Annotated in this window: 9 protein-coding genes; 8 read left to right on the top strand and 1 reads right to left on the bottom strand. The window is 67.6% G+C overall.

What is annotated here, in order from left to right:
• Positions 1–4: 4 nt before the first annotated feature.
• Both ACPTTF_RS37810 and ACPTTF_RS37805 read left to right on the top strand, forming a co-directional pair.
• Positions 5–772, top strand: a complete 768-nt coding sequence (locus tag ACPTTF_RS37810) for a 3-hydroxyacyl-CoA dehydrogenase (protein WP_423372565.1) — start codon at positions 5–7, stop codon at positions 770–772.
• Between the two features lie 18 nt (positions 773–790).
• Positions 791–1,981, top strand: coding sequence for an acetyl-CoA C-acetyltransferase (locus ACPTTF_RS37805; RefSeq protein WP_423372564.1), 1,191 nt, complete (start codon positions 791–793; stop codon positions 1,979–1,981).
• Positions 1,982–2,123: 142 nt separating this feature from the next.
• On the opposite strand, the gene ACPTTF_RS37800 is transcribed toward ACPTTF_RS37805, so the two are convergent.
• Positions 2,124–2,816: a TetR/AcrR family transcriptional regulator gene (locus tag ACPTTF_RS37800; protein WP_423372563.1), complete on the bottom strand. Its 693-nt coding sequence runs from the start codon at positions 2,814–2,816 to the stop codon at positions 2,124–2,126.
• 356 nt (positions 2,817–3,172) lie between these two features.
• Between ACPTTF_RS37800 and ACPTTF_RS37795 the strand changes: the two genes are divergently transcribed.
• The 6 genes from ACPTTF_RS37795 (at position 3,173) to ACPTTF_RS37770 (ending at position 12,059) form a co-directional block, all read left to right on the top strand.
• Positions 3,173–4,453 (top strand): Zn-dependent hydrolase, encoded by a 1,281-nt coding sequence (locus ACPTTF_RS37795; protein WP_423372562.1) that lies wholly within the window; start codon positions 3,173–3,175, stop codon positions 4,451–4,453.
• 131 nt (positions 4,454–4,584) lie between these two features.
• A complete protein-coding gene (locus ACPTTF_RS37790) occupies positions 4,585–5,922 on the top strand; it encodes an NAD(P)-dependent oxidoreductase (protein ID WP_423372561.1) in 1,338 nt (445 codons plus the stop codon).
• A 64-nt stretch (positions 5,923–5,986) separates the two neighbouring features.
• Positions 5,987–7,303, top strand: coding sequence for an NAD-dependent dihydropyrimidine dehydrogenase subunit PreA (gene preA, locus ACPTTF_RS37785; RefSeq protein ID WP_423372560.1), 1,317 nt, complete (start codon positions 5,987–5,989; stop codon positions 7,301–7,303).
• Between the two features lie 106 nt (positions 7,304–7,409).
• Positions 7,410–8,918 (top strand): NCS1 family nucleobase:cation symporter-1, encoded by a 1,509-nt coding sequence (locus tag ACPTTF_RS37780; protein ID WP_423372559.1) that lies wholly within the window; start codon positions 7,410–7,412, stop codon positions 8,916–8,918.
• A 61-nt stretch (positions 8,919–8,979) separates the two neighbouring features.
• Positions 8,980–10,437, top strand: coding sequence for a dihydropyrimidinase (gene hydA, locus ACPTTF_RS37775; protein WP_423372558.1), 1,458 nt, complete (start codon positions 8,980–8,982; stop codon positions 10,435–10,437).
• Between the two features lie 347 nt (positions 10,438–10,784).
• Positions 10,785–12,059, top strand: a complete 1,275-nt coding sequence (locus tag ACPTTF_RS37770; RefSeq protein WP_423372557.1) for a NupC/NupG family nucleoside CNT transporter — start codon at positions 10,785–10,787, stop codon at positions 12,057–12,059.
• The last annotated feature ends 29 nt before the right edge of the window (positions 12,060–12,088 follow it).

The following is a 12,088-nucleotide window of genomic DNA, read 5'->3' as shown; positions in this document are numbered from 1 at the left end:
GCGAATGGATATCAAGGATCGTGTTTTTCTGATCACGGGCGCCGGTTCGGGCCTCGGCGCCGCGGTGGCGCGCATGGTGGTCGCGGAAGGCGGCAAGGCCGTGCTGCTGGACGTCAACGAAGAGGCCGGCGCGGGCCTTGCGCATGAACTCGGTGCGGTTGCGCGCTTCGTGAAGACCGACGTGACGAGCGAAGCCGACGGCCAGGCGGCCGTCGCGGCCGCGCGTGACGCGTTCGGCCGCATCGACGCGCTCGTCAACTGCGCGGGCGTTGCGCCGGGCGAGAAGGTGGTGGGCCGCGACGGTCCGCATTCGCTCGACCGTTTCGCGCGCGCGGTGTCGATCAATCTGGTCGGCACGTTCAACATGATCCGGCTGGCCGCCGAAGCGATGTCGAAGCAGGACGCCAATGCGGAAGGCGAGCGCGGCGTGATCGTCAATACCGCGTCGGTCGCGGCGTTCGACGGGCAGATCGGGCAGGCCGCGTATGCGGCGTCGAAGAGCGGCGTGGTGGGCATGACGCTGCCGATCGCGCGCGAGCTCGCGCGGTTCGGCATTCGCGTGGTGACGGTCGCGCCGGGCATCTTCGCGACGCCGATGATGGCCGGCATGCCGCAGGACGTACAGGACGCGCTCGGCAAGAGCGTGCCGTTCCCGCCGCGGCTCGGCCGCCCGGAAGAATTTGCGGCGCTGGTGCGCCACATCGCCGAGAACACGATGCTGAACGGCGAAGTCATCCGTCTCGATGGCGCGTTGCGCATGGCACCGCGCTGACACTGGAGGAAGCGAATCATGACGACTCAGGATCCGATCGTAATCGTTGGCACGGCGCGTACGCCGATGGGTGGTTTTCAGGGCGACCTGGCGGCAGCCAGCGCGAGCGACCTCGGCGCGGTAGCGATTCGCGCGGCGCTCGAGCGCGCGAATGTGCCGGCCGAGCGTATCGATGAAATCGTGTTCGGCTGCGTGCTGCCGGCGGGCCAGGGCCAGGCCCCGGCGCGGCAGGCCGCGCTGAAGGCCGGGCTGCCGCTCGGCGCGGGCGCGACCACGGTCAACAAGATGTGCGGCTCGGGGATGAAGGCCGCGATGTTCGCGCATGACCTGCTGCTCGCCGGCTCGGCGGCGGTGGCCGTCGCGGGCGGGATGGAGAGCATGACGAATGCGCCGTACCTGCTGCCGAAGGCGCGCGCGGGGATGCGCATGGGTCACGGGCAGGTGCTCGACCACATGTTCCTCGACGGGCTCGAGGACGCGTACGAGAAGGGCCGCCTGATGGGCACGTTCGCCGAGGATTGCGCGCAGGCGTACCAGTTCACGCGCGAGGCACAGGATGCGTTCGCGATCGCGTCGCTGACGCGCGCGCAACGCGCGATCGCCGAAGGGCATTTCGTGTCGGAGATCGCGCCGGTGACCGTGAAGGCCGGCAAGACCGAAGCCGTCGTGTCGATCGACGAACAGCCGGGCAACGCGAAGCTCGACAAGATCCCGACGCTGAAGCCGGCCTTCCGCGAGGGCGGCACGGTGACGGCCGCCAATGCGTCGTCGATTTCGGACGGCGCGGCCGCGCTCGTGATGATGCGCCGCTCGGAAGCCGAGCGCCTGGGCCTCACGCCGAAGGCCGTGATCGTCGGGCATTCGACCTTCGCGGACAAGCCGAGCCTGTTCGCGACCGCGCCGATCGGCGCGCTGCGCAAGCTGTCGGAGAAAACCGGCTGGAACCTGCGCGACGTCGACCTGTTCGAAATCAACGAAGCGTTCGCGGTGGTGCCGATGGCCGCGATGCGCGATCTCGACCTGCCGCACGAGAAGGTCAACGTGCACGGCGGAGCGTGCGCGCTCGGCCATCCGATCGGTGCATCGGGCGCGCGCGTGATGGTGACGCTACTGGCCGCGCTCGAAACGTACGGGATGAAGCGCGGCGTTGCATCGCTGTGCATCGGCGGCGGCGAGGCGACGGCGATCGCGATCGAGCGCGTGGTTTGACGCGTAGCACGCACGTAACGACGCACACGCGCGATACGGCACGCTGACCGTATCGCGCCGCGGGCGAAGGGCATCGCGCAGGCCGCATCTGCGCGGCGCCCTTCGCCCGCTTTGTTTTCAGTGGCTTGCGCTTCGCGTTGGCCTACGTCTTCGCGTGCGGCGACACCGCACCGCATGCGCGAATCACGAGCTGCACGACCTGCTCGGTCCGCTCGTCGAACGCTTTCTGCGTGAACGTACGCTTGCCGCTCAGCGCGCGGATCTGCGCATCGAAATCCGCGTAGTGCTGCGTGGTCGCCCAGATCAGGTACATCAGCGCGTGCGCATCGATCGGCGCAAGCAGCCCGCGCGCGATCCACCCGTCGATTACCTGCACGCGCGTGTCGAACCATGGCTTCACGCGTTCCGCCAGGATGTCCTGCATGTGCTCTGCGCCCTGGATGATCTCGTTGGCCCAGACCTTCGAGCCGAGCGGGCGCCGCCGCGACAGCGCCATCTTCGCGCGCACGTAGCCGCCGATCGCTTCCACCGGATCGTCGTCGGCCTCGAACGAGCCGGCCGCATGATGCCAGTCCTCGAACAGATCCTCGAGCACGCGGCGGTACAGCGCGAGCTTCGTCGGGAAGTAGTAATGCAGGTTCGCTTTCGGCAAGCCGGCACGCTCCGCGATCATCGCGGTGCTCGCGCCGTCGAGCCCGCGTTCCGCGAACACGGCCTCCGCACAGGCGAGCAGGTGCGCTTCGTTGGACTCGCGGATGTGCGCCTTGCGTCGCCGCAATGGCGCGGGCGTTTCGTCGCTGTCGGTGGCTTCGGTTGCCGCCTCGTCATGTCTCATCGTTGCCCTCGCGCGGCGGGCGTGCCGCGTTGGGCTTCATTCTAGCCGCTGATTCGCATCGAACGCACGTGTGCGAACTTCGCGCATCGATCGCGATGCTGCGTTGCGATGGCACGTTTCTCGCTCTATTCATTCACGCAAGAAAGACATTGATTTGGTCATTTTGATCGTCTAAAACCTGTCCAATCGGACAGGATTCGACGCGCGGCGGAAACCTCTCGGCGCGATTCGTCGGACGAACTTCGCGAACGACCGGGGCATGCACCGCGCTTGGGCGGTATTGCCCCGAAACAGGCATGGCACGCACCGGCACAGACCGGGCTGACGACATCACCGACCCCACAGGAGCGATACGAATGAACGCGGTATCGGAAACAGTGAAGCGGGCAGCTTTCGACACGTCGATCAAGGTCGACGGCAAGCGGTTGTGGGGCAGCCTGATGGAAGTCGCGAAGATCGGCGCGACGCCGAAGGGCGGCGTGTGCCGCCTCGCGCTGACCGATCTCGACAAGGCCGGCCGCGACCTGATCGTCGGCTGGGCGAAGGCCGCCGGCTGCACGGTGACGGTGGATACGATGGGCAACGTGTTCATGCGCCGCGCGGGACGCGTGGCCGATGCGGCACCGGTCGTCACGGGCTCGCACGCGGATTCGCAGCCGACGGGCGGCCGCTTCGACGGCATCTACGGCGTGCTCGGCGGCCTCGAGGTGATTCGCAGTCTCAACGATCACGGCATCGAGACCGAGCATCCGGTCGAGGTCGTGATCTGGACCAACGAGGAAGGTTCGCGCTTCGCGCCCGCGATGGTCGCCTCCGGCGTATTCGCGGGCGTATTCCCGCTCGAATACGGGCTGTCGCGCAAGGACGTGGACGGCAAGACGATCGGCGAGGAGCTGGCGCGCATCGGCTATGCGGGCGACGTGCCGTGCGGCGGGCGCAAGCTGCACGCGGCCTTCGAACTGCATATCGAGCAGGGGCCGATTCTCGAGGCGGAATGCAAGACGATCGGGGTCGTGACCGACGCGCAGGGGCAGCGCTGGTACGAGGTCACGTTCACCGGCCAGGAAGCGCACGCGGGGCCGACGCCGATGCCGCGCCGGCGCGACGCGCTGCTCGGTGCGTCGCGCGTGGTCGATCTCGTCAACCGGATCGGCCTCGATCATGCGCCGTTCGGCTGCGCGACGGTCGGCATGATGCAGGTCTACCCGAACTCGCGCAACGTGATTCCCGGCCGCGTGTTCTTCACCGTCGATTTCCGTCACCCGGACGACGCGGTGCTCGCGAAGATGGATGCTGCATTGCGCGACGGTGTGGCGCGCATCGCAGCCGACATCGGGCTCGAGACCCAGCTCGAACAGATTTTCTATTACAAGCCGGTCGCGTTCGATGCCGCCTGCGTGGAAGCGGTGCGCGGTGCGGCCGACCGCTTCGGCTACTCGCATCGCGACATCGTGTCGGGCGCGGGGCACGATGCGTGTTATCTCGCGCAGGTCGCGCCGACGTCGATGGTGTTCGTGCCGTGTGTCGACGGGATCAGCCACAACGAGATCGAGGACGCGACGCCCGCATGGATCGAGGCCGGCGCGAACGTGCTGCTGCACGCGATGCTGTCGCGCGCCTGCGAGCCGGCTTCATGACGCAGAGACTGTAGCAACCGGCAGGCAGCGTATCGCCTGACCTGAAGCATTCCTGATAATGATGACCGCCCCGACTGTGCATTCGCAGCCGGCGGGGACGGCTTTGTCTCCACCCAGTCGAAGGAACGCGTATGACCACCAAGCCAACCGGCGATATCGCCGCGCATCGCCTGTCGTCCACGCAACTCTCGTGCGAATTCGCCGATATCGCGCCGCTGCTCGACCCGACTGCCGCCGCGGCCGCCGCCAGCCGTTGCCACTACTGCTACGACGCGCCGTGCGTGCAGGCCTGCCCGACGCAGATCGACATCCCGAGCTTCATCCGCAAGATCGGCAACGGCAACCTGAAGGGCGCCGCGACCGACATCCTGTCGGCGAACCCGCTCGGCGGGATGTGCGCACGCGTGTGCCCGACCGAGATCCTGTGCGAAGGCGCATGCGTGCGTAATCACCAGGATGCGCAGCCGGTTGCGATCGGCGCGCTGCAGCGGCATGCGACCGACTGGGCGATGACAACCGGCGCGGTGCGCTTCACGCGCACGCCCGACACGGGCCGCCATGTCGCGGTGGTCGGCGCGGGCCCGGCCGGGCTCGCGTGCGCGCACCGGCTCGCGCTCGCCGGGCACCGCGTCACGCTGTTCGACGCGCGCCCGAAGGCCGGCGGTCTCAACGAATACGGGATCGCCGCGTACAAGACCGTCGACGAATTCGCACAGCGTGAAGTCGAGTGGCTGCTGTCGGTGGGCGGCATCACGCTGAAAACCGGCGTCGCGCTCGGCCGCGACATCACGCTCGACGCGCTGCGCGAGCAGCACGACGCGGTGTTTCTCGCGATGGGTCTCGGCGGCGTGCGCGCGCTCGCGATCGATGGCGAGCAACTGGCCGGCGTGATGAACGCTGTCGACTTCATCGAGCAGGTGCGGCAGGCCGACGCGATGGAGAACGTGGCGGTCGGGCGGCGCGTGGTCGTGATCGGCGGCGGCAATACGGCCATCGATGCGGCGGTGCAAAGCCGCAAGCTCGGCGCCGATCGCGTGACGATGGTGTACCGGCGCGGCGTGGACGCGATGAGCGCGACGTGGGCCGAGCGCGAATTTGCGCAGAAGTGCGGCGTCACGCTCGTCACGCACGCGAAGCCCGTGCGCATGGCGGGCGCGAACGGGCAGGTGACGGGTGTCGAGTTCGAGGCGGCATCGGGCGAGCGTTTCATCGTGGACGCGGACATGGTGCTGAAGGCGATCGGCCAGACGTTGACGCCCGACGGCGTCGACGCCGCCTTGCTGACGGCGGACGGCACACGCATCGCGGTGGATGCGGACGGGCGCACCGCATGGCCCGACGTGTGGGCCGGTGGCGACTGCGCGGCGACGGGCGGCGTCGACCTCACGGTGCAGGCCGTGCAGGACGGCAAGCATGCGGCTGCATCCATCGACGCGGTGCTCGCGCAACGCGACGCGAAGGCCGCGTGATAGCACGACGCGCGTCACGCACCACGAGCACAACGAACACGACCCCACTCTCACGGAGCCGAACATGGCCGACCTTCGCTGCACCATCGCGGGCATCACTTCGCCGAATCCCTTCTGGCTGGCGTCCGCACCGCCGACCGACAAGGCCTACAACGTGAACCGCGCGTTCGAGGCGGGCTGGGGCGGTGTCGTGTGGAAGACGCTCGGGCTCGATCCGCACGTCGTCAACGTCAGTTCGCGCTACGGCGCCGTGCAGTGGAACGGCCAGCGCATCGCGGGGCTGAACAACATCGAGCTGATCACCGACCGTCCGCTCGACGTGAACCTGAGAGAGATCGCGCAGGTGAAGCGCGACTGGCCGGATCGCGCGCTGATCGTGTCGCTGATGGTGCCGTGCAACGAGCGGGACTGGAAATGGATCCTGCCGCTCGTCGAGGATACGGGCGCCGACGCGGTCGAGCTGAACTTCGGCTGCCCGCACGGGATGAGCGAGCGCGGGATGGGCGCGGCGGTCGGGCAGGTGCCCGAATATGTGGAGATGGTCACGCGCTGGGTGAAGGAAGGCACGAAGCTGCCCTGCCTCGTGAAGCTCACGCCGAACATCAGCGACATCCGGATGGGGTCGCGCGCTGCGTACAAGGGCGGCGCGGACGGCGTGTCGCTGATCAACACGATCAACTCGATCGTCGCGGTCGATCTCGACCACATGGCGCCGATGCCGACCGTGGACGGCAAGGGCACGCACGGCGGCTATTGCGGGCCGGCGGTCAAGCCGATCGCGCTGAACATGGTCGCGGAGATCGCACGCGATCCGGAAACGCCGAACCTGCCGATCTCGGGCATCGGCGGCATCTCGAACTGGCGCGACGCGGCCGAGTTCATGGTGCTCGGCGCCGGCAGCGTGCAGGTGTGCACCGCCGCGATGCATTACGGCTTCCGGATCGTGTCGGATCTGGCCGACGGGTTGTCGAACTGGATGGACGAGAAAGGCTACGCGACGCTCGACGACATCCGCGGCCGCGCGGTGCCGAACGTGACCGACTGGAAATACCTGAACCTGAAGTACGACATCAAGGCGCGCATCGACCAGGACCGCTGCATCCAGTGCGGGCTGTGCCATATTGCGTGCGAGGACACGTCGCACCAGGCGATCACGGCGACGAAGGACGGCGTGCGGCACTTCGAAGTGGTCGATTCGGAATGCGTCGGGTGCAATCTTTGCATGCATGTGTGTCCGGTCGAGCAATGCATCACGATGGAGCGTGTCGATTCGGGGGACTACGCGAACTGGACCACGCATCCGAACAATCCGGCGAGCGCGGATGCGGGGGCGAGTGCAGGCGCGGCGGCACCCGAGAAGCACGCGAAGAAGGCTGCCTGACGACCGGCGTCCGGCGGCGCGGGACCTCCCGCACCGCCGTTTTTCGTTACCCCCTGGGCCGGCATCGCACGATGCCGGCGCTGACGTTTTGCGTGGAGTGCGATCGATGAAATCCGCAGCGAATCCCGCCGATCCCGACAGCGCCGCGGCGCACGGCGGCAGCCTGTACAACGATGACCTCGCGCCGACGACGCCGGCGCAGCGCACGTGGAAGTGGTATCACTTCGCGGCGCTGTGGGTCGGGATGGTGATGAACATCGCGTCGTACATGCTCGCGGCCGGGCTGATCCAGGAAGGCATGTCGCCGTGGCAGGCGGTGACGACCGTGTTGCTCGGCAACCTGATCGTACTCGTGCCGATGCTGCTGATCGGCCATGCGGGCGCGAAGCACGGGATTCCGTACGCGGTGCTCGTGCGCGCGTCGTTCGGCACGCAGGGCGCGAAGCTGCCGGCGCTGTTGCGCGCGATCGTCGCGTGCGGCTGGTACGGGATCCAGACCTGGCTCGGCGGCAGTGCGATCTATACGCTGCTGAACATCCTGACCGGCAACGCGTTGCACGGCGCCGCGCTGCCGGTCGTCGGCATCGGGGGCGGGCAGCTCGCGTGCTTCCTCGTGTTCTGGGCGCTGCAGCTCTACTTCATCTGGCACGGCACCGATTCGATCCGCTGGCTCGAAAGCTGGTCCGCACCGATCAAGGTCGTGATGTGCGTGGCGCTCGTGTGGTGGGCGACGTCGAAGGCAGGCGGCTTCGGCACGATGCTGTCGGCGCCGTCGCAGTTCGCGGCGGGCGGCAAGAAGGCCGGGCTGTTCTGGGCGACCTTCTGGCCGGGCCTGACCGCGATGGTCGGCTTCTGGGCGACGCTCGCGCTGAACATTCCCGATTTCACGCGCTTCGCGCATTCGCAGCGCGACCAGGTGATCGGACAGTCGATCGGGCTGCCGTTGCCGATGGCGCTGCTGTCGGTGGTGTCGGTCGTCGTGACGTCGGCGACCGTCGTGATCTACGGCAACGCGATCTGGGATCCGATCGACCTGACGAGCCGGATGACGGGCGTCGGCGTGGGCATCGCGCTCGTGATCCTCACGCTCGACACGATGTGCTGCAACCTCGCCGCGAATCTCGTCGGCCCCGCGTACGATTTTTCGAGCCTGTGGCCGAAGGCGATCTCGTACCGCACGGGCGGGATGATCACCGCGACGATCGCGATCGTGATGATGCCGTGGAAGATCCTCGCGACGACGGAAGGCTACATCTTCACCTGGCTCGTCGGCTATTCGGCGCTGCTCGGGCCGGTGGCGGGGATCCTGATGGTCGACTACTTCCTGATTCGCGGCACGCGGCTCGACACGCGCGCGCTGTTCGACGAACGCGGCGGCTTCAGTTACGCGCGCGGCTGGAACCCGGCCGCGCTGGCCGCGCTCGCGGTCGGCGTGCTGCCGAACCTGCCCGGCTTCCTGCACACGGCATTTCCGGCGTCGTTCCCGAACGTGCCCGCGTTCTTCAACACGCTCTACACGTACGCGTGGTTCGTGGGCCTCGTGCTGGCGTCATGCGTGTACGGCACCTGGATGAAGTGGCGCGCCGGACAGCGCGCGCAGATCGCGAGCGCATGACGCGCGCGATGCATGTGACGTGTGTGATGCGGCAACCGACAGTCAACGAGGAGGCAACCCAATGGCAATCCTGATTCGTGGTGGCACCGTGGTCGATGCGGACCGCTCCTATCGCGCCGACGTCCTGTGCGCAGACCCTGAAGACGGCGGCACGATCCTGCAGATCGCCGAGCAGATCGACGCGCCGGCCGGCGCGAGCGTCGTCGATGCGCAAGACCAGTACGTGATGCCGGGCGGCATCGATCCGCATACGCACATGGAACTGCCATTCATGGGCACGACCGCGAGCGACGATTTTTATTCGGGCACCGCCGCCGGGCTCGCGGGCGGCACGACGAGCATCATCGACTTCGTGATCCCGAGCCCGAAGCAGCCGCTGATGGACGCGTTCGGCGAATGGCGCGGCTGGGCCGAGAAGGCGGCGGCCGACTACGGCTTCCACGTGGCCGTGACCTGGTGGGACGAGAGCGTGCACCGCGACATGGGTACGCTCGTGCGCGAGCATGGCGTGTCGAGCTTCAAGCACTTCATGGCGTACAAGAACGCGATCATGGCTGACGACGAGGTGCTCGTGAACAGCTTCTCGCGTTCGCTCGAACTCGGCGCGCTGCCGACCGTGCACGCGGAGAACGGCGAGCTCGTGTTCCAGCTGCAGAAGGCACTGCTCGCGCGCGGGATGACCGGGCCGGAGGCGCATCCGTTGTCACGGCCGCCGGAGGTCGAGGGCGAGGCCGCGAACCGCGCGATCCGCATCGCTCAGGTGCTCGGTGTGCCCGTGTATATCGTGCACGTGTCGTCGAAGGATGCGGTCGATGCGATCACGCGCGCGCGCAGCGAAGGGCTGCGTGTGTTCGGCGAAGTGCTGCCGGGCCACCTGGTGATCGACGAGGCCGTCTATCGCGATCCGGACTGGACGCGCGCGGCCGCACACGTGATGAGCCCGCCGTTCCGCTCGGCCGAGCATCGCGAGGCGCTGTGGCGCGGGCTGCAGGCGGGGCAACTGCATACGACTGCAACCGACCACTGCGTGTTCTGCGCGTCGCAGAAGGCGATGGGCCGCGACGATTTCACGAGGATCCCGAACGGCTGCGGGGGTGTCGAGGATCGCATGTCGGTGCTGTGGCATCACGGCGTGAATCACGGCCGCATCACGCCGAACGAGTTCGTGCGGATCACGTCGACGAACGCCGCGCAGATCTTCAACCTGTATCCGCGCAAGGGCGCCGTGCAGGTGGGCGCCGATGCCGACCTCGTCGTGTGGGACCCGTCCGCTACGAAGACGATCTCGGTGAAGACCCATCACCAGCAGGTCGACTTCAATGTGTTCGAGGGGATGACGGTGCAGGGCGTCGCGACCCACACGCTCACGCGCGGCGCACTCGCGTGGGCCGACGGCGATTTGCGTGCCGTGCGCGGCGCGGGCCGCTATCTGAAGCGCCCGCCCGCGGCCAGTTACTACGAGGCCGCGCGGATCGCGAACCGGTTGCGCGAACCACATCCGGTCGAGCGAGCCGGCTGAACGTCGCGTATCGCGCGGGGCGTGTCGGGTCGAACGGCACGCCCCGCGCGCTTGAGCCTGCCTTCACACGCGTGCGGGCATCGCTTCCGCCCGATCCTTCCGCTTCTCCGCATCCCGTCAAATCTCTCAGTATTTGGGACGGAGCGTCGCGCGATCCCGTCTTGCCGATCTCCCGGTACGTAGAAGAACTGAGCAAGTCGACGACACACGCGACGCCGCTCGAACGCGGCCATTTTGTTTGCGTTGTCGACGTGCATGCCGGCGAGTAATATCCACCGACGGCGATGCGCCGGCGTGCCGCGCCGCCCGCCGAACATTCAAACAACATTGAGAGCAAGGAGTACGAGGTGGATATTCTGCGCAGTCTCCTGGGTATGCTGTTCCTGCTGCTGGTGGCCTATCTGCTGTCGAACAACCGGCGCGCGGTGAGCGGCCGGACCATGGTCGCCGCGCTGTGCACGCAGCTGGCGATCGGCGCGCTGGTGCTGTTCGTGCCGTCGGGCCGCACGGCGCTGGCGGCGGCCGCGAACGGCGTCAATCGCGTGCTCGACATGGGCAATCACGGCATCGCGTTCGTGTTCGGCGGGCTGGTCGACAGCAAGATGTTCCAGCTGTTCGGCGACGGCGGGTTCGTGTTCGGCCTGCGCGTGCTGCCGATGATCATCTTCGTGACCGCGCTGATCGCGGTGCTGTACTACATCGGCGTGATGAAGTGGATCGTTGCGATCCTCGGTGCCGCGCTGTCGAAATTGCTCGGCGTGAGCCGCATCGAGGCGTGCTCGGCGGTGGCGACGATCTTTCTCGGGCAGAGCGAGATGCCCGCGCTCGTGAAGCCGTTCGTGCGGAACATGACGAGCGCCGAGATCTTCACGGTGATGGCGAGCGGCATGGCGTCGGTCGCGGGCTCGGTGCTGGTCGGCTACGCCGGCCTCGGCGTGAGGATGGAATACCTGCTCGCCGCGTCGTTCATGGCGGTGCCCGGCGGGCTGCTGTTCGGCAAGCTGCTGTGTCCGACGGTCGAGCCGAGCCGCGTCGTGGTCGACGGGCTCGACTTCGACGACAAGCGCGCCGCGAACGTGATCGAGGCGGCGGCGTCCGGCGCGTCGGTCGGGCTGCGGATCGCGATCAACGTCGGCGCGATGCTGATCGCGTTCGTCGGGCTCATCGCGCTGATGAACCTCATCGTCGGCGGCGTGGCCGCGCTCGCGGGCTTTCCGCAGATCACGCTGGTGGGTATCATCGGCCACCTGTTCGCGCCACTCGCGTGGATGATCGGCGTGCCGTGGCACGACGCGATGCTCGCCGGCAACTTCATCGGCGAGAAACTAATCTTCAACGAGTTCGTCGCGTACGGCGACCTGTCGCCGTACCTGAAGGGCAGCGAGCACGTCGCGGCGGCGGGCCTGCAGGTGCTCGACCCGAAGACGCTCGCGATCGTGTCGTTCGCGCTGTGCGGCTTCGCGAACTTTTCGTCGATCGCGATTCTTGCAGGCGGCTTCAGCGCGGTCGCGCCCGAGCGCCGCTCGGAAGTCGCGCGGCACGGCCTGCGCGCATTGACGGCCGCGACGCTGTCGAACCTGATGAGCGCCGCGATTGCGGGCCTGTTCTTCTCGCTGCATTGAACCGGGCAGTAGACTCCGACCGATCGAGG

This window comes from Burkholderia crassaminum, from assembly GCF_964265005.1.
Taxonomy (GTDB): domain Bacteria; phylum Pseudomonadota; class Gammaproteobacteria; order Burkholderiales; family Burkholderiaceae; genus Burkholderia.
Note: the sequence above shows the minus strand (reverse complement) of the source record. Positions and strands in the feature narration are given on the sequence as shown.